Annotated in this window: 24 protein-coding genes; 11 read left to right on the forward strand and 13 right to left on the reverse strand. The window is 54.6% G+C overall.

The window, feature by feature from the left end; genetic code table 11:
• The 3 genes from WBY09_RS11885 to WBY09_RS11895 all read right to left on the reverse strand — a co-directional run bounded on the left by WBY09_RS11885 (position 1) and on the right by WBY09_RS11895 (position 3,462).
• Positions 1-1,548, reverse strand: a complete 1,548-nt coding sequence (locus WBY09_RS11885; RefSeq protein ID WP_336232782.1) for a cryptochrome/deoxyribodipyrimidine photo-lyase family protein — start codon at positions 1,546-1,548, stop codon at positions 1-3.
• Between the two features lie 236 nt (positions 1,549-1,784).
• Entirely contained in the window at positions 1,785-1,949 is a 165-nt protein-coding gene (locus WBY09_RS11890; protein ID WP_008891829.1) for a DUF1127 domain-containing protein, read from the reverse strand.
• Positions 1,950-2,259: 310 nt separating this feature from the next.
• Positions 2,260-3,462: an adenylate/guanylate cyclase domain-containing protein gene (locus WBY09_RS11895; protein ID WP_336232784.1), complete on the reverse strand. Its 1,203-nt coding sequence runs from the start codon at positions 3,460-3,462 to the stop codon at positions 2,260-2,262.
• 266 nt (positions 3,463-3,728) lie between these two features.
• On the opposite strand from WBY09_RS11895, the gene WBY09_RS11900 reads away from it, so the two are divergent.
• The 4 genes from WBY09_RS11900 (at position 3,729) to WBY09_RS11915 (ending at position 7,994) form a co-directional block, all read left to right on the forward strand.
• Positions 3,729-4,991 (forward strand): ABC transporter substrate-binding protein, encoded by a 1,263-nt coding sequence (locus tag WBY09_RS11900; RefSeq protein ID WP_063086948.1) that lies wholly within the window; start codon positions 3,729-3,731, stop codon positions 4,989-4,991.
• A 97-nt stretch (positions 4,992-5,088) separates the two neighbouring features.
• Positions 5,089-5,997: a carbohydrate ABC transporter permease gene (locus tag WBY09_RS11905; RefSeq protein WP_286791202.1), complete on the forward strand. Its 909-nt coding sequence runs from the start codon at positions 5,089-5,091 to the stop codon at positions 5,995-5,997.
• Entirely contained in the window at positions 5,990-6,877 is an 888-nt protein-coding gene (locus tag WBY09_RS11910; protein ID WP_063086947.1) for a carbohydrate ABC transporter permease, read from the forward strand. The genes WBY09_RS11905 and WBY09_RS11910 overlap by 8 nt, the downstream gene beginning before the upstream one ends.
• Positions 6,878-6,881: 4 nt before the next feature.
• Positions 6,882-7,994, forward strand: coding sequence for an ABC transporter ATP-binding protein (locus tag WBY09_RS11915; protein WP_336232786.1), 1,113 nt, complete (start codon positions 6,882-6,884; stop codon positions 7,992-7,994).
• A gap of 81 nt (positions 7,995-8,075) precedes the next feature.
• Here the strand turns inward: WBY09_RS11915 and WBY09_RS11920 are convergent, their stop codons facing one another.
• The 3 genes from WBY09_RS11920 to WBY09_RS11930 form a co-directional block, all read right to left on the reverse strand.
• Positions 8,076-9,575: a sensor histidine kinase gene (locus WBY09_RS11920; protein ID WP_063086945.1), complete on the reverse strand. Its 1,500-nt coding sequence runs from the start codon at positions 9,573-9,575 to the stop codon at positions 8,076-8,078.
• 8 nt (positions 9,576-9,583) lie between these two features.
• Positions 9,584-10,318: a response regulator gene (locus WBY09_RS11925; RefSeq protein ID WP_063086944.1), complete on the reverse strand. Its 735-nt coding sequence runs from the start codon at positions 10,316-10,318 to the stop codon at positions 9,584-9,586.
• A gap of 162 nt (positions 10,319-10,480) precedes the next feature.
• A complete protein-coding gene (locus WBY09_RS11930) occupies positions 10,481-12,076 on the reverse strand; it encodes a choice-of-anchor I family protein (protein ID WP_336232787.1) in 1,596 nt (531 codons plus the stop codon).
• 194 nt (positions 12,077-12,270) lie between these two features.
• On the opposite strand from WBY09_RS11930, the gene WBY09_RS11935 reads away from it, so the two are divergent.
• The 3 genes from WBY09_RS11935 to WBY09_RS11945 are packed head-to-tail and all read left to right on the forward strand — an operon-like array spanning position 12,271 to position 13,824.
• Entirely contained in the window at positions 12,271-13,317 is a 1,047-nt protein-coding gene (locus WBY09_RS11935) for an NAD(P)/FAD-dependent oxidoreductase (protein WP_197147378.1), read from the forward strand.
• A gap of 28 nt (positions 13,318-13,345) precedes the next feature.
• Positions 13,346-13,540: a DUF2256 domain-containing protein gene (locus WBY09_RS11940; RefSeq protein ID WP_197147377.1), complete on the forward strand. Its 195-nt coding sequence runs from the start codon at positions 13,346-13,348 to the stop codon at positions 13,538-13,540.
• Positions 13,537-13,824 (forward strand): DUF3253 domain-containing protein, encoded by a 288-nt coding sequence (locus WBY09_RS11945; protein ID WP_286791200.1) that lies wholly within the window; start codon positions 13,537-13,539, stop codon positions 13,822-13,824. The genes WBY09_RS11940 and WBY09_RS11945 overlap by 4 nt, the downstream gene beginning before the upstream one ends.
• A gap of 6 nt (positions 13,825-13,830) precedes the next feature.
• Here WBY09_RS11945 and pgi read toward each other — a convergent pair whose 3' ends face one another.
• Both pgi and WBY09_RS11955 read right to left on the reverse strand, forming a co-directional pair.
• Positions 13,831-15,480, reverse strand: coding sequence for a glucose-6-phosphate isomerase (gene pgi / locus WBY09_RS11950; RefSeq protein ID WP_336232789.1), 1,650 nt, complete (start codon positions 15,478-15,480; stop codon positions 13,831-13,833).
• A 149-nt stretch (positions 15,481-15,629) separates the two neighbouring features.
• Positions 15,630-16,589, reverse strand: coding sequence for a PfkB family carbohydrate kinase (locus WBY09_RS11955; RefSeq protein WP_286791198.1), 960 nt, complete (start codon positions 16,587-16,589; stop codon positions 15,630-15,632).
• A gap of 261 nt (positions 16,590-16,850) precedes the next feature.
• Between WBY09_RS11955 and WBY09_RS11960 the strand changes: the two genes are divergently transcribed.
• On the forward strand, positions 16,851-17,219 hold the full coding sequence (locus WBY09_RS11960; RefSeq protein ID WP_286791197.1) for a cupin domain-containing protein: 369 nt from the start codon (positions 16,851-16,853) through the stop codon (positions 17,217-17,219).
• 42 nt (positions 17,220-17,261) lie between these two features.
• Here the strand turns inward: WBY09_RS11960 and WBY09_RS11965 are convergent, their stop codons facing one another.
• From WBY09_RS11965 to WBY09_RS11985, 5 genes are all read right to left on the reverse strand, one after another.
• Complete coding sequence (locus tag WBY09_RS11965) at positions 17,262-17,855, reverse strand: tyrosine phosphatase family protein (protein WP_336232790.1); 594 nt, start codon at positions 17,853-17,855, stop codon at positions 17,262-17,264.
• A gap of 128 nt (positions 17,856-17,983) precedes the next feature.
• Positions 17,984-18,955 (reverse strand): agmatinase, encoded by a 972-nt coding sequence (gene speB / locus WBY09_RS11970; RefSeq protein ID WP_286791195.1) that lies wholly within the window; start codon positions 18,953-18,955, stop codon positions 17,984-17,986.
• 66 nt (positions 18,956-19,021) lie between these two features.
• The gene (locus WBY09_RS11975) at positions 19,022-20,527 is read right to left on the reverse strand and encodes an aldehyde dehydrogenase (protein ID WP_286791193.1); all 1,506 of its coding nucleotides are present in this window, start codon (positions 20,525-20,527) and stop codon (positions 19,022-19,024) included.
• A gap of 93 nt (positions 20,528-20,620) precedes the next feature.
• Positions 20,621-21,169: a cupin domain-containing protein gene (locus tag WBY09_RS11980; protein ID WP_008891846.1), complete on the reverse strand. Its 549-nt coding sequence runs from the start codon at positions 21,167-21,169 to the stop codon at positions 20,621-20,623.
• Between the two features lie 42 nt (positions 21,170-21,211).
• The gene (locus WBY09_RS11985) at positions 21,212-22,594 is read right to left on the reverse strand and encodes a glutamine synthetase family protein (protein WP_008891847.1); all 1,383 of its coding nucleotides are present in this window, start codon (positions 22,592-22,594) and stop codon (positions 21,212-21,214) included.
• A 307-nt stretch (positions 22,595-22,901) separates the two neighbouring features.
• Here WBY09_RS11985 and WBY09_RS11990 point away from each other — a divergent pair, with 307 nt between their 5' ends.
• The 3 genes from WBY09_RS11990 (at position 22,902) to WBY09_RS12000 (ending at position 26,368) form a co-directional block, all read left to right on the forward strand.
• Entirely contained in the window at positions 22,902-24,272 is a 1,371-nt protein-coding gene (locus tag WBY09_RS11990) for an aspartate aminotransferase family protein (protein ID WP_286791190.1), read from the forward strand.
• A gap of 140 nt (positions 24,273-24,412) precedes the next feature.
• A complete protein-coding gene (locus tag WBY09_RS11995; protein WP_336232791.1) occupies positions 24,413-25,762 on the forward strand; it encodes an NAD(P)/FAD-dependent oxidoreductase in 1,350 nt (449 codons plus the stop codon).
• Positions 25,763-25,882: 120 nt separating this feature from the next.
• Positions 25,883-26,368: a group III truncated hemoglobin gene (locus tag WBY09_RS12000; RefSeq protein ID WP_063086936.1), complete on the forward strand. Its 486-nt coding sequence runs from the start codon at positions 25,883-25,885 to the stop codon at positions 26,366-26,368.
• Positions 26,369-26,454 lie beyond the last annotated feature (86 nt).

The raw sequence follows: 26,454 nt of genomic DNA on the forward strand, positions 1-26,454 counted from the left end.
TTAGAAATCAAACGTAATCTGTTGATCGGATTTATCGCGCCCGGCCGGTGGTCGTTTCTGTTTAAATGTTCGGCTGCCATGCTGCTTGACGATTTGCTGTGCCCGATCGCGGAAATCATCGTTTTTGCGAATGGCCCAGATGTTGGTACGCGCATGTCGGGCGGCGGCCATGTGATCGATAATCGGCGCTGGATAATGTTTTCCGATCTCAACGCCCAGATCAATCTGTTCAATCGGGGCAAGACGCCAGGGTTCGTGAATGAACGCGTCCGGCACGTCACGCAGTTCCGGCACCCAACGGCGGATGAACGCACCGTCGGGGTCCTGATCATTGGATTGTTTGACCGGGTTATAGATGCGTGGCGTGTTGATCCCCGTCGTGCCTGATTGCATCTGGATCTGGGGGTAATGAATGCCCGGTTCGTAATCGACAAATTGCCGGGCGAGATGCAACGAAGGTTCGCGCCAATGTTGCCAAAGCTGATAACTAACAAAGGCTGTCAGCATCGCGCGCATTCTGAAATTGATCCAGCCAGTGTGATCAAGGGCCCGCATACAGGCATCAATAAACGGAAATCCGGTTTTGCCTGCTTTCCACGCCAGAAGGCCCGGATCATCGGAATGATCAGGCCGCAAGCCGTTATAGGCCGGATGCAGGTTTTCAATCTCGATCCCCGGGGTGGTTTCAAGCTTCTGGACGAAATGACAATGCCAGTGCAGCCGGCTTTCATATGCCTTTAGTGCGGAAAGAAAGCCTTTGGGGCGATCCGTTGCAGGCATGGCATGGATATCGCGCCGTCTTTCACGCACGGCATGAATGATTTCGCGCAGGGATACTGTGCCATAGGCAATATGCGGGCTTAGCCGTGAACAGCTATCGAACGCGGTTCGGGGCGATGACATTTCGCGGTGATATCTCTGTCCGCGATAGCCAAGGAAACTGTCAAGCAGCCGCATCCCCGCACGACGTCCACCACCCTGTGGATCATTGCAAGGTGCGGAAAGGTGTGCCACCGGATGTTGCGGAATTGTACCGGGATCAAGATCAACAGCAGGTGTTTGAAACCGCACCTGCCCGGTCGGTGGGCTGGCAAAAAAAGCCTGCCATGCCCCGTGCCAGTGATCGCGATCAAGCCTGCCACGAATGACGGCAAACTGCCGATGTTCCTGGAATGCAATGCCATTTTGGCGCGCCCAATCCGAAACGGCCAGATCACGTTTGAATGTCCAGAGATTACCGGTTTCTTCGTGTGCGTGAATGGCACGGATATCGAATGTGTCGGCGAGCCCGGCCAAGACATCAACAACATTACCAACCCGCACGGTAAGCGATTGACCAAGCGCACGAACATCAGAAGCCAGTTCATGCAGGGACGCGCGGATAAACTGCCAATGCCGTGCTGATGTGTCTGGCAAGCGCCAATAGTCGGGCTCGACGACATAAAGCAACACAACCGGATATCCGGCAGCAATCGCCGCATTCAGCGCCGCATGGTCATGCAGACGCAAGTCGCGTTTTAACCAGACGATTGTGATTGCTGTGCGCATCAGCGCCACCCAACGACAACGTTTGCATTAGGTGTGGTAGGCAGACTTAAAATGCGGAAACAAACAAGCGGCATGCAAACGGAACTCGCGATCACAAGAACATTGCTTCCATACGCTGCGTGACTTTGTCCGGATTGGTTTGACCCAGAGTCTACCCCAGAAACACAAAAAGCCGGACTTGTGTCCGGCTTCCGCATTGGCAATCCCGATTGACGGGTGCCTATATGGTGCGAGCGTTATGCAATCGCGTCACGTGCTGCTTTACGAGCAACGTCTTTGATCTGCCACTGGGAAATCCCGACATCATCAAGATCGCGCTTATCAAGGCCGTAAAGTTCATTCGCGACAGAGCGTGCATAGGCCCAACGGCGAACAGCAACAAGAATACTGGACAGGAACATGTTGAACCTCCTTGGGTTACAATTTTGAATGCTGCCTTGGAGGTGACCTCCAACTGTCTGGCGCATTCATCAGCTTGCTTCGCGTTGCAATATGTCGAAATTCCACTTGATCCTCAACCACCAAAAAATGCATATCATCTGTGCCATTTATTCACAGATAAACACATATGAACAAATCATACCCGACAATCCGTGGCTGATACGGCGATTAAGTCTGATGTTTTGAGTTGAATTATACCTGAACGCACATAGTGCAGCGCAGCATTTTCGCCGGATTTTCAGGTCAAAACGCCCTGCCCCATGCCCTGTCCTAGGCGTTACCCTCTGCGACCTTGGCAAACGGCAAGGCCGATTGAAGGGCATGGACGGTAAGCGGCGCGGCAACGCCTTTGACCGCGAAGTCACCACAGCAAACCGTCGGCTCGGTGATGTGGCTTGCCAGAACATCTGACATCAACAAGGGTGTGCCGATCTGTTTGGTCAGGCTTTCCAGACGGGCTGTCCGGTTTACCGCCACCCCCATCACGGTGAAATCCAGTCGGTGGGTACCGCCGACATTGCCATAGACCACTTCGCCGTAATGAAGCCCGACGCCAAAGCGAAGGATTGGCAGCCCTTCTTTCAAACGTTTCCGGTTGACATTTTCCAGATCCGCCAAGGCGGCCTCAGCTGCAAGCACGGCGTTTTCGCAGACATTTTCGGCTGATTGATTGTTTTCCTGGGCAAAGACAATCAGCATCGCATCGCCGACAAAACGCAAAATTTCGCCCCCATGGGCGCGCACGGCACGTTCAACCGTTTCGAAATAGACATTAAGACTGTCAAGCAGTTGTTCGACCGACAGGGTTTCGGTCATAACCGTAAAATCGCGCACGTCACTGAACCAAAGGGCTGCACGAATGGTTTCACCGTCGCCGCGACGAATATGACCATGCATGACCCGCGCGCCCGTGCGTTCGCCCAGATAGGTATCAAGCAACGAATGTTCGATCCGTTTGGTCACATGCAGTTCAAGCACCCCACCAACGTGATCCAGCAACCCTTCAAAACAAGCGATTTCTGCCTCATCGAAACCGTCGGGCTGATCTGTCGCGATGGTCATGACGCACCAGCGTCCGCCACTGAACCGAATGCGCGTACAATAATAGTCGGTCAACCCCATACCGATCAGCTCGCCGACAAGCGGGTGATGATCGGCCGGATTGACCTTTGCAAGGTGAATGCGCACCGGGCCACCATGCAGGTTCACGTCTTCGACCGGGCTTCCGATGTAAGAACCGCTTTCATGAATGCCATGGATGGCCTCCCACAGACGGGCCCCGTGTTCACGATCCCAAAGAAACGACCAGACGGCGACTTGCGGATGGAGCGCCTCCATCGAGCAGCGCATGCGTGCGATATGAAATCCTTGGGCGTTGATCCGGGTCATCAGTTGGTCAAGGAAGGCATTTGCATCCTCGATCAGGCGGCCTTCTTTGGCAATCCAGTCGATAACAGGTGCGCTATTCCACATGGTCGTCCTCTATTCCCCTGCTATCACATGATAATCACGACCAAATTCGATGCACTTATTCCGATGCGTCACAGCTTTAATGCCGACAAACGCCCTAATTGTTTTTGCTGCTCTGCAATATATTAGCGATGTATATTGCCAATTTTGTAACAAAGTGTTTCAGTTCGCAATCTGGAAACGCCCTGTTACAGTTTTGTGGATGCATTGTGCCCCTTCTCGCAGCATGTTGTCGCTGCAAATGGTTAAAAGCCAGGGAGGAAACCTAGATGTATCTGCGCAAAACCATCCTCGCCACTGGTGTGGCGTTTTCTGCACTCGCGACTGCTAACTTTGCTCATGCCGAGCCGACTGCTGAAGTCCTGCACTGGTGGACTTCGGGCGGCGAAGCAAAAGCTGTCGCATCCCTTAAAGAAGATTTTGAAGCCAATGGCGGCACCTGGGTTGATAGCCCGGTCGCTGGTGGTGCTGGCGATGCAGCCATGACCGTTCTGCGTTCGCGCGTTCTGTCGGGTGATGCACCGGCTGCTGTTCAGCTTAAAGGTCCGGCAATTCAGGAATGGGCCGAACAGGGTGCCCTTGCTGATCTCAATGACGTTGCCGCTGCTGAAGGTTGGGATGACGTTATCCCGGCTGCGATCCAGGACGTTATGAAATACGAAGGCGACTATGTTGCTGTTCCGGTAAACGTTCACCGCGTTGACTGGATCTGGGCAAACCCGACCCTTCTGGCAAAAGTTGGTGCCGATTCCGCACCGACCACCTGGGACGAGTTCAACGCCCTTGCTGACAAACTTCAGGCTGCTGGCATCACGCCGGTTGCCCATGGTGGTCAGCCGTGGCAGGACGCAACCGTCTTTGAAACCGTCGTTCTTGGCCTTGGCGGCCCGGAATTCTTCCAGAGTGCTCTGGTTGATCTCGACGAAGACGCACTGAACTCCGACACCATGAAAGCGGTGTTTGACCAGATGCGCAAAATCCGTGGTTATGTCGATGCCGACTTCCCGGGTCGTGACTGGAACCTTGCAACTGCAATGGTCATGAATGGCGAAGCCGCCATGCAGATCATGGGTGACTGGGCAAAAGGCGAATTCCTTGCTGCTGGCAAAGTACCGGGCAAAGACTTCATCTGTGCAGCAACCCCGTCTGAAAACGGCTACCTGTTCAACGTTGACAGCTTTGCAATGTTCAACGTTTCGGGCGACGACAAGGTCGCAGGCCAGAAACTGCTTGCCGAACTGATTGTTGGCGAGAAGTTCCAGGAAACCTTCAACCTTCTCAAAGGTTCGATCCCGGCACGTTCAGGCGTTTCGCTTGATAAGTTCGACGATTGCGCCAAGAAGTCCGAAGCTGACCTTCAGGCCGCACAGGAAGCCGGTGGTTTCCTTCCGTCCATGGCACATGGCATGGCGCTTCGTGGCCACCTTGCAGGTGCGATCGTTGACGTCGTGACCGCACATTTCAACTCCGACATGTCGTCTGACGAAGCCGTCTCGCGTCTGGTCGAAGCTGTTGAACTGGCCAAAGACTAATCTCATCTGATCAGTACAATCTGAGATATGAGCAATTTGCAGGCCCCGGAATTTCCGGGGCCTGTTTCCCACTCATTTAACTTTTGAGGCAAAGGTTATGGGGGCTTCTCAAAGCACCGAAAGCAACCTGACGGCCAGCATCCAGCGCCATCTGTCCAAGATCGTTGTTGCTCCGTCCTTTGCTGCGTCCCTGTTTTTTGTCTACGGGTTCATCCTGTGGACCGGCTATATGGCGTTTTCCAAGTCGCGCATGCTTCCCGTCTGGGATTGGGCAGGGCTTCGGCAATATGAACGTCTGTGGCAGATGGAACGCTGGCATGTTGCCATTGAAAACCTGCTGATCTTTGGTGGTCTGTTTATCGCGACCTGCCTGATCATCGGGTGCCTTCTGGCAGTTCTTCTTGATCAGCGTATTCGCGCCGAAGGTGCGCTTCGTACGATCTTCCTTTATCCGATGGCCCTGTCCTTCATCGTGACGGGTACTGTCTGGAAATGGCTTCTTAATCCGGGCCTTGGCCTTGAAAGCATGATGCATGACCTCGGCTGGACGAGCTTCAAGTTCGACTGGCTGGTCAATTCGGACATGGCGATCTACACGGTTGTGATCGCAGCAGTCTGGCAGGCATCGGGCTTTGTCATGGCAATGTTCCTTGCGGCATTGCGCGGCGTCGATCAGGACATCATTCGCGCAGCCTATATGGACGGTGCCAGCCTGCCCCGGATCTATTTTGGTATCATCATTCCGTCGATCCGCCCGGTTTTCCTGAGTGCGATCGTCGTTCTGGCCCACCTGGCGGTCAAAAGCTTTGACCTTGTCATTGCGCTTACCGGTGGTGGCCCGGGCTATTCATCCGATCTTCCGGCAACCTTCATGTACACGATGGCCTTCCAGCGTAACCAGCTTGGTGTTGGTGCGGCCAGTGCCATGATGATGCTGGCAACCGTTATGGCGATCATTGTGCCGTATCTGTATTCCGAACTGCGCGGAGGCAAGAAAAATGGCTGATATTCAGACCTATAGCCACGATGCAGGCTGGAAGCATACCGTTCTGCGCGGGTTGCTGTATCTTATTCTGATCCTGTTTGCGGCCTATTACCTTTTCCCGCTGATCGTCATGATTTCGACCTCGTTGAAATCACTCGACGAAATTCGTGAAGGGTCGCTGATTTCGCTGCCGCGCGTGGTGACGTTTGATGCATGGAACTATGCATGGAACGAGGCCTGTGTTGGTGTCGAATGTACCGGGATCAAAATCTATTTCTGGAACTCGGTCAAAATGGCGATCCCCGCCGTTCTGATTTCGACCTTCCTTGGTGCGATCAATGGCTATGCGCTGACCAAGTGGCGGTTCAAGGGGGCGAACATCGTCTTTGCCCTGCTGCTGTTTGGTTGCTTCATTCCGTTCCAGGTCGTTCTGCTGCCGATGTCACAGGTTCTTGGCAAGCTTGGTCTTGCCAGTTCGACCCCGGGCCTTGTTCTGGTCCACGTCGTTTACGGCCTGTGCTTTACCACCCTGTTCTTCCGGAACTATTACGTTTCAATCCCGGACGAACTGGTCAAGGCAGCCACCATTGACGGTGCCGGGTTCTTCACCATTTTCTGGCGCATTATTCTGCCGATCTCGACCCCGATCATCGTGGTTTCGGTCATCTGGCAGTTCACCCAGATCTGGAACGACTTCCTGTTCGGTGCCTCGTTTGCTTCTGGCGCAAATGCACCGATGACCGTCGCACTCAACAATATCGTCAACACCACAACCGGCGTGAAACAGTACAACGTTGATATGGCAGCAGCCCTGCTGACCGGCCTTCCGACGTTGCTGGTTTATGTTCTCGCTGGCAAATACTTCGTCCGCGGCCTGACCGCCGGCTCGGTGAAGGGATAAGCAAATGGCATCACTCACCCTCGATAAAGTTCGCAAGGCTTTTGGCCCTGTCGAAGTTCTCAAGGAAATCAATCTGGCGATTGACGATGGCGAGTTTCTCGTCCTTGTTGGTCCGTCGGGTTGCGGCAAATCGACCCTTCTGAACCTGATTGCAGGTCTGGAAACAGCCACCGACGGGGAAATCCGCATTGGGGATCGCGTTATCAACGACGTGCATCCCAAAGACCGTAACATCGCCATGGTGTTCCAGTCCTATGCGCTTTACCCGAACATGACGGTGCGCAAGAACATCACCTTTGGCCTCGAAATCCGTGGCGTTTCCAATCAGGAACGTGACAAGGCCGTTGCCGATGTTGCCAAACTGCTTCAGATCGAAGCACTTCTGGATCGCAAACCGTCCCAGCTTTCGGGTGGTCAGCGTCAACGTGTGGCCATGGGCCGCGCGCTTGTGCGTGATCCGGATATCTTCCTGTTTGACGAACCGCTTTCAAACCTTGATGCGAAACTGCGTGTCGACATGCGGACCGAGATCAAGAAGCTGCATCAGCGTCTTGGCTCGACCATCGTTTATGTCACCCACGATCAGATCGAAGCCATGACCCTGGCGTCGCGCATCGCGGTGATGAAGGACGGTATCCTGCAGCAGTTCGATACGCCGCAGAACATCTATGAACGCCCGAACAACATGTTTGTTGCCGGCTTCATCGGATCGCCGTCGATGAACTTCATTGATGCGACCCTGACCGAAGACAACGGCAAGCTGGCCTTGACCATCCCGCGCGATGGCAACCCGATTATCCTGCCGCTGTTTGAGGCGCCGGAAAGCTATCGTGGTTATATCGGCAAGGATGTCGTGTTTGGCATTCGCCCCGAAGCCCTGACCCACAAACGTACCGGGTCGGACGAACCGGACAGCCAGTATGTCAATTTCGACAGCAAGGTCGAAGTGATTGAACCGACCGGTGCCGACACCATGACCGTGATCGAAATTGCCGGTAAGGAAATCGTCGCGCGCGTCCGTCCGGACCGTCAACCGAAACCGGGCGAGAGCATGACGTTCTCGGCCGACATGTCTCAGATCAGTCTGTTTGACCCGGATACCGAGTTGCGGATCTGATCTGATTGGCGGGTGGTTCTGGGGGCCACCCGCCATTCTTCTTTTTGGGCCCTGCTCTGTCCGGTACTGTGCCGAATGGCCCTAAACCCTGCGCGGCAGGGACACGATAACTTCCAGACCTTTTCCCGGCATATTGCGCAGCTCGATGCGCCCATCATGGGCATCGATCACCGTTTTCACGATCGACAGCCCAAGGCCACTGCCGCCGGTGCTGCGTGCCCGCGATCCTTCGACACGATAAAACGGCAGGAAAACCTTGTCCTGATGCTCAACCGGAATCCCGGGCCCCTCGTCACGAATGGTGACCAAAACCGTATCCGCCGTTGCTTCCAAACTGACATTGGCCCGATGGCCGTATTTCAGGGCATTTTCAATCAGGTTGGTAAAGGCCCGCTTTAACGTGCCGGGACGGCAAGACAACCGGATGCTGCGTTTGCCCTCAAAGGAATGGGCATCATCATTGCCGCCGAACACCGTATGGACCGAGCTGAACTGCAAGGGCTGCGGCCCGGCAAAGCTCACCGGGCGGCCAAGATCGGCGTAATCATCACAGATGGCCTCAAGCACGGAAATGAAGTCAACCGTGCGTTCTTCCTCCTTGGCGATCCAGTCACCAAGGAAATCAAGCGCGTCATTCAGCAGACTGTCCATTTCATCAAGATCGCGCAAAACGGTCTCGCGCAGTTCATCATTTTCAATGAATTCGGCGCGCAGCCTTAACCGCGTGCTGGGCGTGCGCAAATCGTGCGAAATGGCGGCCAGCATCCGGGTGCGATCGCCCAGCATCCGTGAAATACGTTCGCGCAAATCGTTGTAAGCCGCGGCCATTGACCGCGCCTCTGTGGGCCCTCGTTCTTCGACCGGTGGGCCGCTGACATCATCAGCATGGTCAATGATCGCACGTGTCAGGCGCTTGAACGGGCCTGCCAACAAATCGGCAAGCCCGGCAAACACGACAAGAACCGCGGCCACCCCCATCAGGAACATCAGAAAGACCAGCGACGGGGACGAATAATTCGCCCACAACTCGTTATGGTGCACCAGAATGCGCTTGCCCGACGGCATCATGATTTCCACCTGTGCCTCGAGGCCAAGACGCGCGATTTCACGCGACAATTCGGCAAAGAACAGGCTGGGATTTTCGGTGGCCTCGATCGTGGCGCGCTGTTCGGCACTCAAACGACCGCGTTCGAAATGCACCTTGACCGAGGTCGGCCAACCGGTATTGGCCAGTCGGACCGGCATGGCGATGTGCTGTGCGGGTCTGGAAAACAGTAACAAGGTCCCGACATCATCGGATGGCAGGATGCGCATCGTCATGCCATCGCGCGCAGCAATATCGATGATGTTTTCTTCAAATTCGGGGTTTTCGGCGATCCGTACCAGTTCGCGAATGGTAAAGCCCAGCGTATAGGCCCGACCAATGCGTTCGTCCCGCTCGATAACATAATAGGATGCCATGGCACTGAGGGCTGCAATGATCAGCCCGCCCAGCATCATCAAAAGAAAGATACGCCCGCCCAGCGTGCGCGGCTTGTAGCGGCGCATATAGTTGCTGAATTTTGCGAACATATCGGCCATGGGTCGGCCTAAATCGTTTGGGTGTCGGCGCAGAACTGATAGCCGATGCCGCGCACTGTCTTGATCAGTTTCGGGTTCTTGGCGTCTTTTTCGATTTTGCGGCGCAGGCGGCTGATCTGGATATCGATACTGCGATCAAACGGCAGCGAGCTTTGTCCGCGCACAATATCAACAAGCTGCTCACGCGACAGCGCCCGCTTGTTGTTTTTGACCAGAGCCAGAAGCAACGAAAACTCGCCGGTCGACAAATGCACGGCAACATTATCAGCATCGCGTAATTCGCGTGATCCGATATCAAGCGTCCATTCACCGAAAATGATCTTGTGCGCCGGGGCGACTTCGTTATCAGACGGCCCAACCGCCCCCGTTTCAAAGCGCCGGAACACCGCACGGATACGGGCCAGCAATTCACGCGGATTAAACGGCTTGGTCAGGTAATCATCTGCACCAAGTTCAAGGCCAAGAATACGATCGGTATCCTCGCCCACCGCGGTCAGCATGACAATCGGCACCTTGGAGGTCCGTCGAACATCCCGGCACAGCGCAAAGCCGTCCTCGCCCGGCAACATGATATCAAGAATCACCAGATCGATTTTCCAGTCGCGCAGTGCACGATGCATTTCATTGCCGTCGGACACGGTGGTAATGCGAAAACCGTGTTGTAACAGGAACTTCTTCAAAAGCTTCTGGATTTCCTGGTCGTCATCAACGACCAGAATATGTGGTTCACGTCGCGTCGTCAGTGTCCCGAACTCCCCTGATATTCATCGGCCATGTCCCCGACCGCGGCGGGAGTTTAGTCGATATCGCCACCGGTTTGAACCGTTTTCCATCTGGCGTTTAAAAAGGAAAAAGCCGGGCAATGCCCGGCTTCCCCATATCCAGTAATCAGGGCTGTAATCGGGTTACTTCAGGTCATAAACCTTGGTGCTACCAGATACTTCCGATGCCACCACCAGCATTGCGTTGCCGGTCGGGCTGTCCTTGGCATCAACAAACTGCAGGCCTTCGGGGGCCAGTTCACCGGCAGTATCATTTTCCGGATTGCCTGAGAAACGACGATCACTGTGATAGGTGACGAATTGCGGGTTGGTCGGGTTGGTCAGGTCATAGACCATGAAGCCGCCCTGACGTTCCAGCCCGATAAAGGCATAGGGCGTGCCATTGACATAGCCACTTGCAATGCCTTCTGGCTCCGGGCCCTTGTCATCGGAGCGGTTGTCACGGCTGTAGTTTTCAGTATCCGAGGAATTGAAAACATTGGGATAGTTCGCCGCCAGGATCTGCTCAAACGCATCACCACTGTCAAAGACCATTTCACCGTCCGCATCCAGCACCGAGAACGACCGTGCGCCATAGCTATAGATGACATCGAAATCGCCATCACCATCAACGTCGCCCTGCGCGGTTGTGGTCTTCAAACGACCAAGATTTTCATCCTTTTGCAGGGTGCTTGCGGTTGGGAAGGCCACCGGATCAAGCGTCAGTTTGCCAACGCGGGTTTCCTCGCTGTAGCCGTCATAGTCGCGTGAATCGCCTTCGTTGGCGATCAGGACCCATTCCTTGCCATCAATATTGATTGCATCGATGGTGTCAGGCATGAACATGCCCATCACCGGCCAAGTGCGGATATTGATCTTGCCGTCCTTGTCGCTGGCATCAAAGGCATGAACCGAATGATCCTTGAAGCCAAGACCGGCAACGTTTTTGACTGTTGCAGTGTCGATATCGATAATCGCAATCGCGTTGTTTTCCTGCAACGACACATAGGCTGTTTTGCTGTCCTTGGAGACGGCGATATATTCCGGCTCCACATCCTGTGCCACGCTTGAAGCACCCGGATTGGACGTCCGCATGCCATAGGGCAGCTTGCCATCATTCAGGAACTTGAAATCAACCGTGCGGACGTCATCATCGGACAAGTTTTCTGCACCACCGGCCATGGAAATGATCGAAACACTACCTTCCGGATCATTGGTGAATGCGTCATTCGGCTCGCCTTCGTTTGCGACCAGAACATATTTCCCATCCGGGGAGAACTTGATCATGTCGGGCAGTGCGCCCACGGTGACCGCTGAAATAAACCCGCCATCGGTATCAAAGAAAACGGCCTGACCCGGTGCCTGCTTATCGGTATTTTCCACGGCCACGGCGACAACGCCATTTTTGATGGCAACACTGTTGGCACCCTTGCCCCAGGTGGAAAGATCAATCGCATCGATCTTGGTCAGTTCGGACGGATCAGACATATCAAGAATATCGACCACTTTGTCCGCGCCATTGACGACAAAGATGCGCTTTGACACCGGATCAAATGCCGGAATTTCCGCCGCACTTTCATCTAGCATCCCGGTACGATATTCGCCCATCGGCACAATCGTGATCGGATGCGCACCCGCATTCATGACGTCACCCGCCATCTTGGTTTGGTTGGGTGCCGTGCCTGCACAGGCTGTCAGAAGCAACGAAACAGCGGCTGTCGCCATCAATGAAGAACGCATGTTTTCCCCTTGGAATAACCGTAATCAAAGCAGGCAGACTGCGTGTTTGTTGTAACGGTTTCATGACCCGGTCGTGACAGTTTCATAAATTTCTTATCGGTGGGACTGCTCCAATTCCGGTCTGGTTTCGTATCGAAACTATAACTTTAAACAATCCGTCGGGACTTGCCCCGCGACCCAGACAGGAGCCACACATGCCACGGATGTCAAACGTGAATATTGCGATCATTGGTGCCGGAATGGCGGGCCTAAAAGCGGCCAGCACGCTGCACCGCATTGGAATGAACGTAACGGTGTTTGAAAAAAGCCGCGGTCTTGGCGGGCGTCTGGCGTCACGGCGCACCGACTTTGGTCATTTCAATCATGGTGCGCAATATGTGACGGCGCGTGATCCGGGGTTTAATGCGTTTTTGCAAGAAGCAACCGAGTTTAACGCCGCCCAGAACTGGTCGCCCAACCTTCATCGCGGAACGTCCGCCCCCGCACAATCCGGTGCGGCACTTTCACCGATCGCGCGCCATGTCGGCAACCTTGCCGAAGAGCCCTGGTATCAGGGTGCGCCGCAGATGAACAAACTGATCCGCCCCTTGGTCGACACCTTCCCGATCCAGAAGCAACACCGTATTATCGGCATCGAGCCGAACGGCCCGCGCAGTTTTATGCTCCATGATGATCTGGACGGCACATACGGCCCGTTTGATGGTGTGATCGTTACCGCCCCTGCCCCGCAGACCGCCGATCTTTTGCGCCCGCTTGCCCCGCGCTATGCCCCGATTGACGAGGTTGTCATGGCTCCGTGCTGGGCGGTTATGGCCGCCTTTGAAACCCCGCTTCCGACCGGCTTTGACGCGATGCTGTATCCGAGCCCCGAAATCAGCTGGGCCGCGCGCAGCAGCCAGAACGATGACATGTTCCACCGTCGCACACCCGATCCGTGGGTGCTGCATGCCAGCCCGGAATGGTCACGTCAGCACCTTGAAGAAGACAAGGACCGCGTGATTGAAAAGCTGCTGGCTGCCCTTCGTGATGTCAGTGGTGTCAAACTGCCAGAACTTCATTCGGTTCAGGCCCATCGTTGGCGCTATGCGCGGACTGAATTGCCGCTTGGCAAAAGTCACCTTAATGGCATGAATGGCCGGGTGATTGCCGCAGGGGATTGGTGCCTTGGCGCACGGGTCGAGGCGGCTTGGCGCAGTGGCCGAACAGCGGCACATGCCATGGTCGAAGCACTGATCGGATAATCGACAAACTTGATCCGAACGCAGTGTCATGCCGAAAAATGCCAATGGACATCGTCACAGCAAATCAGATTTGCCGCAGAAAACCTGCGTGACATGCGCGCGGCCTTTTAACTGGCGGCGCAAATGGAAGGATTGCTGGGACGAGGTTCAGTATTGCTCTGACCGGTGCCGACGCCAGCGAAAGCAGCCTGCAAAAACCGACATGCAGAACCAAGTGTCATGATGTTTGACCAAAAAGACGAAGATCAGCCAACCTATGCCATCCTGCGCCAGCGCGTGATTGATCTGGCAACAGAGCGCGGGCCAGACAGAACGATATGCCCGTCCGAAGTTGCCAAAACCTTTGGCTCATACTGGCGGGATTTGATGCCGCGCGTGCATCAGGTCGCAGAGCAACTATGTACCGAGCGCAAACTGACATTTGAAAAGGGCGGCATCAGCCATGGCCAAAACCGCCCTTCGGGTCATTATCGATTGCGCATCGTCACCGATGATCAGGACGACTAAGCCAGCTTATGAGCCACGCAATGCATGCAGGCGTTTGATCAGACCGGCGGTCGATGCATCGCGGGCACCGGCATCTTCCTTGCCCTCGACCATCGGAAGCAATTCCTTGGCAAGTTGCTTGCCAAGTTCAACGCCCCACTGGTCATAGGAATTGACGTTCCAGATGATGCCCTGAACAAAGATTTTATGTTCATACATCGCGACCAACCGGCCAAGGGTGAACGGATCAAGCTGCTTATAGAGGATCATGGTGCTGGGCTTGTTGCCATCAAACACCTTTTGCGGTGCCAGCACATCAATCTCGGCCGGTGACAGGTCACTGCCAGAAAGCTCTTCGCGGACTTCGTCCTCGGTCTTGCCGCGCATCAATGCCTCTGACTGTGCAAGGCAGTTCGACACCAGCTTGTCATGATGGTTGGCCAACGGATGCAACGCATTGGCCGCCATAATGAAGTCAACCGGGATCAGCTCCGTGCCCTGATGTATCAGCTGATAAAATGCATGCTGGCCATTGGTGCCCGGTTCGCCCCAGATGATCGGGCCGGTTTCATAGGCAATCGGCTTGCCGTCACGGGTGACTGATTTGCCGTTGCTTTCCATATCGGCCTGCTGCAGATAGGCCGGCAGGCGTGACAGGTGCTGATCATAGGGCAGGATCGCCTGGCTCGATGCGCCCAGCACATTGCGATACCACACCCCGATCAGACCAAGGATCATTGGAATGTTGGTTTCAATCGGGGCTGTTTTGAAATGGTTGTCCATTGACTGCGCACCGCGCAGCAATTCTTCGAACTTGTCATACCCGACGGCCAGAATGATCGGCAGACCGATTGCCGACCACAGGCTGTAACGTCCACCAACCCAGTCCCAGAAACCGAATGCGTTGTTGGTATCAATGCCAAATGCCGCGACCTTGTCCAGCGCAGTTGAGACGGCAACGAAATGCTTGGCAACGGCGGCTTCGTCTTTCAGCATGCCGACAAGCCAGTCACGCGCCGAATAAGCGTTGGTTAGCGTTTCGTCTGTGGTGAAGGTTTTGGATGCAATGATGAAAAGCGTCGTTTCCGCATCAAGGAATTTCAGCGTATCGACAATATGCGCGCCATCAACGTTCGACACAAAATGGCAGCGAATGCCATCGATGTGATATGGACGCAGCGCCTCGTTGACCATGACCGGGCCAAGGTCGGAGCCCCCAATACCGATATTGACCACATCGGTGATTTTCTTGCCGGTATGCCCCTTCCATTCACCAGAATGGACACGTGCTGCAAAGTCTTTCAGACGGCCAAGCACTTCCTTGACCGCAGGCATGACGTCTTCGCCGTCAACCTCGACCGGGCCGCCATCAAGATTGCGAAGTGCTGTATGCAAGACCGCGCGGTTTTCGGTGACATTGATCCGATCACCTTTAAACATCCGGTCGCGCCAGCCTTCAACATTGGCCGCCTTGGCAAGCTCGACCAGGGCCGCCATCACATCGTCGGTGATCAGGTTTTTGGAGTAATCAACAAACAGGTCATTGAGGGCCGCACTGTATCGTTCAAAGCGCGCAGGATCGTCGGCAAAGGCCTGACGCAGATTGAGTTTTTCGGAAACTTCCGCGCCCAGTTGATCGAGTTTATCCCAGCTTGCGGTCATTTTATCAGCAGACATACCACCCTCGGCCCATTCAAATTTATTCATAACAATGCGGTGCTATCGCCAACAGGCTAACACGCGTTTCAAACCATGTGTGGGACAGTTTGCAGCACGCGGCGGCAAGATTATGGCCGCCGCGTGATTTTTCATTTACGCCTGCGATCTTATCGGTTCGAAAGAAAGTCTTCGACTTCTTTTTCCGTCGGCAATGCGTTGATGGCACCACGTTTGGTTGCCGTGATCGCGCCCACCGCATTGGCAAAGCGGCACGCGGCTGCAAGTTTTTCTTCAGACCCCAGAAGTTCCGGATCCTTCAAAAGGCGCGACAGGAAGCCAGCCGTGCAGCCATCCCCTGCCCCGGTGGCATCGACCGCGGTGATTTCAAAGGACGGTACAAAGCCATCAAAGGCCGGCGTGATGTAACGCGATCCCTTGGGACCGTAGGTCACAATCATCGCGCGCCATTGATCACACCACAGATCCTTGATGCCTTCTTCAAGGTCATCCTTGCCGGAGACAAAGGTGATTTCCTCGTCCGACATCTTGACGACATCGGCCTGACTGATTGCAAGGCGCAGGATTTCACGTGCCTTTTCCGCACTCGGCCACAGCGGCAGGCGCAGGTTCGGGTCACACGAAATGATCGCGCCGTTTTCACGCGCGATCTTGATCGCCTCAAGCGTCGCCGCGCGTGGGTCATCATCAATCATGCAAAGCGTTCCGTAGTGGAACAGATCGGTTGATTTCAGCATGTCCTGATCAAGATCATCAATGCTGAGCAACATGTCGGCTGACGGGCTGCGATAGAATGAAAATTCGCGTTCCCCGTCGGCACGCAGGGAGACGAATGCAAGCCCGGTCAAGGCTTCCTTGGTCAGAACAATGCCCGATGTATCGACATTGTCGGCCTTAAGGGTATCGACCAGAAAATGGCCAAAGGCATCATCGCCGAGTTTACCGATAAAACCGGTTTCAATACCCAGACGCTGCAACCCCACAGCCGCATTGCCCGGTGCGCCCCCGGCCGCCTTGGCAAAGGCCGGCGCATCGGCAAGGCCGGTTCCGGTCACGGTCGGAACAAAATCAATCAGCAGTTCCCCAAGACAAACAGCTTTGGCTGTCATGACGTTTCTCCGTTCGAATTGTCCGCAAATTCGGCGGATCAATAGTATGTGGTCTGTGGGACCCACCGCCTTTTAAATCGATTCAACGCGTCAGACAAATGCTAATCGAACGCGGCGTCGCATTCGCCAGCATATCGGCTTTTCACATTCTTGCGCAAAAGGCTTGGCCCAAAAAGATTAGGACTTCAGTGCGAAAATCGCCCCGGATATAAAGTCGCGAAATCAAAACCAAACCACACTAGCAGACAACAGGGCATTTTCATGAGCACACTCGTCGCACGCAATCTGATGCAAAGTTTTGATCAAATTACCGACTATTGGTCGCCGAAGATCATTGGTGAAGTGAATGACCAATATCTCAAAATTGCAAAAGTAAAAGGCGAACTGGTCTGGCATGCCCATGACGAGGAAGACGAGCTTTTCCATATCGTCAAAGGAAGCCTGATCATCGAGTTCGAAGACCACAAGGTCGAACTGAGCGAAGGTGAATTTCTGACCATCCCCAAAGGGATCATGCACAACCCGATTGCCAAGGAAGAATGCTGGGTCCTGCTGATTGAAAGCAAATCGACCAAACACACTGGCAATGTTGTTACAGAAAAAACCAAAACCCTATCGCAGCAACTGTAACCTCAACGAAGTTGCTGCGACAGAGTGCCTGTGGCGGACGAATTACGTCTTCTGCAGGCCTTTGCCAAAGCCGACTTCACGTTGGCGTTCCAGTTCGGTCATCCAGCGTTCGAACATCGCATCACGCTCAAGCTGAATGGCGTAGTGGCGATGAAGGGCTGCGGTCAGGCGTCCTTCGCGGCCAAGAAGTTCATCGGCAAAGGCGATCATGACCGAGTTCGGCCAGGCAATCGGGCGCATTTCGCGGATGGTGGTAAAGATGCTGTCTTCATCACGGTCCGGCTCGTACTGTGCCATCAGGGTGATCATGGCGGCGGTCGAACGCGACACGCCCATATGACAATGCACCAGCAAATGCCCATCGCGACGATCCGCACGGCTTCCGATCAGGGTTTCGCCGTAAGCAAGGATGGCTTCGACATCGGTCTTGGTCGGGGCCGGACGGCCTTCCTTGTCCTCGATCACGTCATGGAAACGTAAAATAGTGCGTTCATGCGGGTCAAAGTTCGCGAATATGGTCGGATCTTCACGTTCGGGATCAAGGACCGACAGGACGTGGGTCACGCCATGGCTGCGATGGGTCGGCAGTTCGTCAATGCCACAGATGGTCAGGCGCGAAATAGCAATTGGTTTCATTTCCGTATCTCTTGTCTTCTTTTGTTTTTCTGAGTGTGGACCCTATCCGAGCACAGGAAAATGAAAAAACAAGGGCCGGTATCATGAAATAATACCGGCCCTCTAATTTTTTGATCTGAAACGTCAGATTACTTTGCGCGGTTAACCGCATGAATGTTCAGCATTTCCCACGCCATGGTCGCACCGGCGAGCGCTGTGATGTCCGAAACATCATAGGGCGGGGAAACTTCGACCACGTCACTGCCGATCAGGTTCACATGCCCCGCAAGACCGCGCAGGATCGACACGGCCTGATGGCTGGTCAAACCGCCCAGAACCGGCGTACCAGTGCCCGGCGCATAGCATGGATCCAGCCCATCAATGTCAAAGGTGATGTAGGCCGGGTTATTGCCAACCGTGGCCTTGATCTTTTCGACAATGGCATCAATCGACATCGACTGAACATCCGGGCCATAAAGGATATTGAACCCGTGGGTCGATTCATTGTGGGTGCGAATGCCGACCTGAATGGATTTTGACGGATTGACGATGCGCTTTTGGGCCGCGTGCCAGAACATGGTGCCGTGATCAATGCGATCACCGTCATCTTCCCAGGTATCGGAATGGGCATCAAACTGGATCAGCGAAATGCCATCACCGTACTTTTCGGCGTGTGCTTTCAGGATCGGATAGGTGATGAAGTGATCGCCACCGATTGTGAGCATCTTGGCACCGGACTGAACGATGTCACGTGCGTGATCTTCGATCATTTCCGGAAGCTTTTCCGGATGGCCCGGATCAATGACCATGTCGCCATAGTCAATCACCGCCATCTCGGCAAAGATATCACGGCCAGACGGGAAATGCGGTGCCCATGCAAGGTTGGTCGATGCACGACGCACCCCCTGCGGGCCCAGACGCGTGCCCGGTCGGCTTGATGTTGCAAGATCATAAGGAATACCGGTCACAGCAACATCAATCCCATTGAGATCGCGCGAATATCGGCGGCGCATGAAGGACAGCGCACCGGAATACATCGGCTCGCTGGTGTTCTGATGCACAGATTTTGCCGTAAAGGCGTTATCACCGCCCTTGGTGTCAATGACCCCGGTGCTGCTCATTTTTAAACCCTTCTCACTTCCCGTATCAAACCCGGACCATCTGCCTGCCAGCGGTCGACGGAGCTCTTACGCGTCGCCCAGTGCAATCCAGGTCGACTTGATTTCACAATATTTGTCCAGCGCATGCAGCGAACGGTCGCGACCGGTACCGGACTGTTTGTAACCACCAAACGGCATGGTGATTGATCCACCGTCCCAGCAATTGACCCATACAAGACCCGAACGCAGTTTCTTTGCGGTCATGTGTGCCTTGTTGATGTCGCGCGTCCAGACTGCTGCTGCCAGACCATATGGCGTATCATTTGCGGTCTGAACAGCCTCTTTCCAGTCCTTGACCGAAATAACCGACAGAACCGGGCCAAAGATTTCTTCTTTGGCAATCGTCATGTCGTTCTTGATGCCGTCAAACACGGTCGGTTCGACATAATACCCACCAGATTCGGTGCGAACCCGTTTACCACCGGTGCGAAGGACCCCGCCCTCGCTGGATCCTTTTTCGATATAGCCTAGAACACGGTTCATCTGGCTTTCATCGACAATCGCGCCCATCTGGCTTTGCGGATCAAGCGGATCACCCGGTTGCATTTTTGCACCCGCGGCGACCACTTTTTCAATGAACTCGTCTTTGATGCTTTCTTCGACAATCAGGCGCGAACCAGCCGTGCAGACCTCGCCCTGATTATAGAAGATACCGCCCGCTGCCGCCGCGGCAGCCGCATCCATGTCCGGGCAATCGGCCAGAACGATGTTCGGGCTTTTGCCGCCGCATTCCAGCCAGACACGTTTCATGTTCGACTGACCGGAATACTGCAAGAACAGCTTGCCGACTTCACCAGACCCGGTAAAGGTCACGCAATCAACATCTTCATGCAGGCCAAGCGCCTTGCCTGCCGTTGGGCCAAAGCCCGGAACGACGTTCAGAACACCTTCGGGAATACCGGCCTCAACCGCGATTTCGGCGACACGGAGTGCGGTCAGTGGTGACTGCTCAGCTGGTTTGAGGATGATCGAGTTCCCCATCGCCAGGGCCGGGCCAAGCTTCCAGACCGCCATCATCAGCGGGAAGTTCCACGGCACAACGGCGGCAACCACACCCAGCGGTTCACGGGTGATCATGCCGATTTCATTGGTGCCCGACGGGGAGATTTCGTCATAGATCTTGTCAATCGCCTCGGCGTACCAGCGGATGCACTTATAGGACAGCGGAATGTCATCACGCGCCGCAAGCGTGATCGGCTTGCCCATATCGAGGCTTTCGAGAAGTGCCAGTTCGGCGGCGTTCTTTTCAAGCAGATCGGCGAAATGCAGCATGATCGCCTTGCGTTTCGCAGGGGCGGCTTCCGACCAACTGCCTTTTTCAAACACCGCACGCGCCGATGCCGCCGCACGATTGACGTCTTCGACATCGCATTCGGCAACCTTGGTCAGCACCGACCCGTCACGCGGGCTGATGCAATCAAATGTCTTGCCGGATGCCGCATCGACATAGGCCCCGTTGATGAACGCCTTGTTGCGAATATCAAGGGCGGCGGCCTGCGCGGTCAGTTGTTCAAAATTCATCGGATTGGTCATCGCAAGTCTCCTGACGGATGGCGCGTTTGGATTTTTCAAAGTTGATCGTGGCACGTGGCATCTTGATAGGCACTGTGGCAGCACGATCTGTCATCAATATGACGGTGGCGTCGCCGCACTGACGACTTCACATTCCCCGTCACCCACATTTCGAAAACGATGTGGAATTTCCGCATTGAAGTAATAGGCATCACCGGGGCCAAGCACCTTGACCCGTTCGCCCACCGTGACTTCAAGCTTGCCACGCACGACAACACCGGCTTCCTCGCCCTTCTGGACAATCAGGTTGTTACCGGTATCCCCGCCCGCAGGGTATGTTTCATGTAGCACGCGCAAATTACGGTCCTTGCGCGATGCCCCGACAAGACGCATCGACATCGTCCCGTCAGACAGTTCGACAAGGTCTTCTTTCCTGAAAAAGATTTCTTCACCGGTATCAAGGTCGATTGTGAAGAAATCAATCAGGCTCATGGGAATGCCAGCCAGAACCTTGGCCAGGCTATCAACAGACGGGCTGACCCGGTTCTGTTCAATTGTCGAGATCGTGCTGTTGGTCACACCGGCCCGGCGGGCCAGTTCACGCTGCGACAGCCCGTACATGCTGCGCACCGCCTTCAGACGATCCCCTACCTTTTGCGACATTCCCGTCTTTTCCCTGTCAAACTTTATTGTTGTTTTATCTGGTCATACCGCGTCGAGATACCAGCGATATTCAAGCTGGGTGACTTCGGCAAAGAACTCGTCATATTCGGCACGACGGCAGATATCGAACACCTCGACAAAACGTTCGCCAAGGTATTCCTTGACGATGTCACCTTCGACAAAGCGATCGAGGGCCGAAATCATGCTGCGCGGAACAATGCGTCCGCCATGCTGTTCATAGCCGTTGCCAACTGTGGGCTCGCCCGGATCAAGTTTGTTCTTCATGCCGTGATGCATGCCCGCCAAAACACACGCCAGAACCAGATACGGGTTGGCATCGGCACCCGACACGCGGTGTTCGACACGGGCGGCCTTCGGGCTGCCAGCCGGAATACGAAGGGCGACAGTACGGTTGTTCAAACCCCAGTTCGGCGACATCGGCGCATAGGCCTTGTTCTGGAACCGGCGGAAGGAATTCGGGTTGGGTGCAAAGATCGCCATGCTTTCAAACATGCTTTCCTGCAGGCCACCAATCGCAAAGCGCAGATTGTCCGACACTTCCTCGTCACCCACCGGCGACAGAACGTTATTGTCATCCTTGTCGCGCAGCGACACATGAACATGCAGGCCATTGCCCGCCTGATCGGAATACGGTTTTGCCATGAAGGTCGCAGTCACGCCGTGATCCCAGGCAATCCCCTTAACCACGCGTTTAAGCTGCATGGCGTGATCTGCCGCCATCATCGGATCGGTCACGTGACCAAGATTGATTTCAAACTGCCCCGGGCCTGCTTCGGCAACGATGGTGTCGGCCGGGATGCCCTGACGGTTCAGTTCAGCAACCGCATCATGCAGGACTTTTTCAAAATCCTCGATCTGTTGCAGGCCATAAACCTGCACGCCATCAGACGCAATTCCACCACCAAGCGGCTGCGGCGGCAGTGGTGCGGCGGTTTCCTGGTTCTGATCGGCAAGATAGAATTCAAGTTCAAGTGCTACGGTCGGATAAAAACCATCGGCCGCCATGCGATCAACGACGCCCTGCAACACATTGCGCGGATCAGCAAAAAACTTGGTGCCGTCAAGGTTATACAGGCTCATCATCACCTGTGCGAGCGGCAGCTCGCCATAAGGCACACGGCAAAGGGTGCCCGGGATCGGTTTTGCCAGATTGTCCTGATCACCGCTCGACCAAAGAAGGCCTGTGCCTTCGGGGTTGTCACCCGTGATATCAACCAGGCACATCGAGCCCGGCAGCGTTACACCTTCGCTAAAGCTTTTAAGGAATTTCTGTTTGCTGATTCGCTTGCCGCGAAACACGCCGTTAATGTCGGGAATGAGCAACTCAACAAGTTCGACATCCGGATTTTCTTCAAAGAATCGTTGGGCTTCCGCCCTACTGTCTTCGACGAACGACTTGTTCATCGTCATATACTCCCAGAGAAGGCCTGTTATTAAACTGTAACGCATCGTGCCGCGCCGGATAGCCCCGGTCAAGCCCCTTCGTTCGATATATCGTGCAAATCATGCAATGCACAATTTTCTGGCGCGACAGGATGGTTCAGCAGCACAGACCACTCACATCGACCGCCAGGTAACAAAAACTGACCTTGAATTCCTCAAAAAGATTGTCGAAAAATCCTCTTGCAAAGGTGTTCGAAAAAACGAACACTAAGGTCAGATGTTCAACATATCGCACGAAAGCAGAGCAGCGCCGCTGTCAGGAGACGTTATGAATAATTTCGACAAAACCGCCTATTGGCAGGATATTGATCAGGCTCACCACATTCACCCGTTCACCGATACGGCGGACCTGAACAATCGTGGCACCCGCGTTATCACACGTGCCGAAGGCGTCTTTATCGAAGATTCCAACGGCAAACGCTATCTTGATGGCATGGCGGGCCTGTGGTGTGTCAATGTCGGCTACGGTCGCAAGGAACTTGCCGAAGCCGCCTACAAGCAGATGCTTGAACTGCCCTATTACAACAACTTCTTCCAGTGCGCGAACACCCCGGCGATCGAGCTTTCCAAAGTTCTTGCCGAAATCACGCCAGAAGGCCTGAACCACGTTTTCTACGCCAATTCCGGCTCGGAAGCGAACGACACGGTTGTCCGTATGGTGCACCAGTACTGGAACCTTAAGGGCAAACCGGAACGGACCACCATCATCAGCCGCAAGAACGCCTATCACGGCTCCACCGTTGCCGGTGCGTCGCTTGGCGGGATGTCGGGCATGCATTCGCAGGGCGGTGCGCTGGTGCGCGATATCGTTCATATCGACCAGCCATACTGGTACGGCGAAGGCGGCGATCACACCCCCGAGGAATTCGGCCTGATTGCAGCCCGCAAGCTTGAAGAAAAGATCAAGGAACTTGGTGCAGACCGCGTTGGTGCCTTTATCGGTGAACCGATCCAGGGTGCGGGTGGCGTGATCATTCCGCCGTCAACCTACTGGCCGGAAATTCAGCGTATCTGCAAAAAATACGACATCCTTCTGATTGCTGACGAAGTTATTTGCGGCTTTGGCCGAACCGGTGAATGGTTTGGCTCTGACACCTTTGGCATCAAGCCGGACCTCATGCCGATGGCAAAGGGCATGTCTTCGGGTTATTTGCCGATCTCGGCGGTTATGGTTGGCGATCGGGTTGCCGATGTGCTGATCAATGAATGCGGTGAATTCACCCACGGCTTCACCTATTCCGGTCATCCGGCATGTGCGGCGGTCGCACTTGAAAACATTCGTATCCTGCGCGAAGAAAAGATGGTCGAACGCGTCAAGGACGATATCGGCCCGTATTTCGCCAAGGCACTGAAAACCCTTGAAGACCATCCGCTGGTCGGTGCGGTTGAAACCGTCGGTCTGATTGCCGGTATGCCGCTGGTTGATGACAAGAAAACCCGCAAGATGTTCGACAAGCCGGGTACCGTTGGCACCATGTGCCGCGATGCCTGCGTTGCCAATGGCGTGATCATGCGTGCCTGTGGTGATCGCATGGTTCTGTCGCCGCCGCTTTGCATTACCAAGGAAGAAATCGACGAGCTGGTCAAACGGGCGCGTGCCGCCTTTGACGAGACCGCGAAGAAACTTGGCAAAATGTAATCCGGTTTCGATTACAGTAACTTATACAAATACCCGGCATGAGTTATCATTGCCGGGTATTTTGATTAAACAGATAACAAACCGCCCATCAAAGCCTGCCCCACAGGCACACCCTATCCCAACGCCCAAAAGAGCCCACCATGCTAAAACGTATCTATCAACCCGCCGCCTATCGCACCGACACCCTGCCTGACAGTTATTGGGTCGAAAGTGCATCGCCACTTCCTGCCTGTGAAACCCTGCCCAAAGAAGGTCATCTTAAAACCGATATCGCCATCATCGGTGGCGGTTATTGCGGCCTGTCGACGGCGCTGGAACTGGCAAAGAACGGCGCCAGTGTTGCGGTGTTTGATGCCGGTCGGTCCGGTTGGGGCGCATCGGGGCGCAATGGTGGTTTTTGCTGCATGGGTGGCAGTGGCAAGGGATTTGGCCAACTGGCAAAGAGTTTTGGCGAAGACGCGGTCAAACAGTTTGCCCGTCATCAACGCGATGCCATTGATCTGGTGGATCAACGCCTGAATGACTGGGACATTGATGCGGATCGTCATTCTGACGGCGAAGTCGTGCTTGCGCATAAGCCCAACCGCGTCGCCGAACTGGCCCATGAGGCACAGGAACTATCCCATTTCACAACCATCCCGACAGAACTGCTAAGCCGCGACGCATTGAAGGAACGCGGTCTTTGTGCGGCGGAAACGTATGGCGGTTTGCATGTTCAGGCCGGGTTTGGCATCAACCCGATGAAGTATCTTTCCGGCTTGCATGAACAATGCGTTCGTGCGGGTGTTCGGATATTCGAACAGGCAACCATCGAACGGTTTGAGGAAGATGGCGATACCTATCGCCTCTATGCCGGCAACACCCAAATCACGGCGGCCAAGATCGTCATCGCCACCAACGGATATAGCGCGGAAAACCTGCCCGACTGGATTGGCGGACGTTTGATGCCGGTCTTTTCGGGTATTCTGATTACCCGTCCGCTCCGCCCGGATGAGCTTGAAAATCAAGGCTGGACCAGCGACCTTATGGCTTTTGACAGCCGCATTCTGCTGCATTATTTCCGCAAACTTCCGGATAATCGTTTTCTGTTTGGTGGACGCGGCGGGATTACCGCAACGCCGAAGGCCTTTGCCGCAGGCAAACAGGATCTGCTCGATAATTTCAAACGCATGTTCCCGGCTTGGCAGGATGTTGCCTTTACCCATCACTGGAACGGGCTTGCCTGCCTGTCGCAAAGCTGGCGGCCTTATATCGGGCGGGTTCCGGGTCATCACGATGTCTGGACCGCCCTTGCCTGGCATGGCAACGGGGTGGCGATGGCAAGTTTGGGCGGCAAGCTTTTGGCAGAACGGATGCTGGGCATCTGCGATGAAGAGGATCTGGGCGCTGTCTTGACGACACCGATGGATAAATTCCCGATGGCGTCATTGCGGCGTGTGGCGCGTTCTATCGGGTATCGGTATTACGGCCTGCATGATCGGTTTGCCTGACCGATAATGCCATAACAGGTGATCTGTTTGCGTTCGGACACAAAGTGACATATGTCATGTCCGAAAATCGCTTCGTCGTTTAAAGCGGTTCCAGTTGATGCGCAAAACAGGCCAGAAATCATGTCCGAAAAACAGCCAACCCTTGCCGAAATCAAGGAACGTCGCGAAATTGCCACGCGGCGTATCAAGGAAGATACCGGCATTGATACGGACATGATCAAGAATATCGTGCATGGCTTTTACGCCAAGGTGCGCGATGATGACCTGCTGGGCCCGGTGTTTGATGAAAAGGTGGATAACTGGGACCATCATCTTGATCGCATGGTGATGTTCTGGTCCTCGGTCGCGCTGGCGACTGGCAACTATGACGGGCGCCCGATGCAAAAGCACTTGCCGCTCAAGATCACCCGTCATCACTTTGACCGCTGGCTGCAACTCTTTGCCCAAACCCTTTCGGAATATTGCGAAGAACCCGCCGCCCGACATTTCATGGAACGGGCCCTTCGCATCGCTTCAAGCTTTGAAGTCGGCATTGCCGCCCATAATGGCGTGATCCTGTCCAAGGGCGAACGCTATGACCCGGTATCAAGTTGGGAACCAAACTGATCCTGAAACGTTAGGCAATCAGATACACATAACCACGCACCCCGCAAAACCGCGGGTTTGCTTTTTGTCGGCTAAGTTGACAAATT

This window comes from Thalassospira sp. CH_XMU1458, from assembly GCF_037027205.1.
GTDB classification, from domain to species: Bacteria; Pseudomonadota; Alphaproteobacteria; order Rhodospirillales; family Thalassospiraceae; genus Thalassospira; species Thalassospira tepidiphila.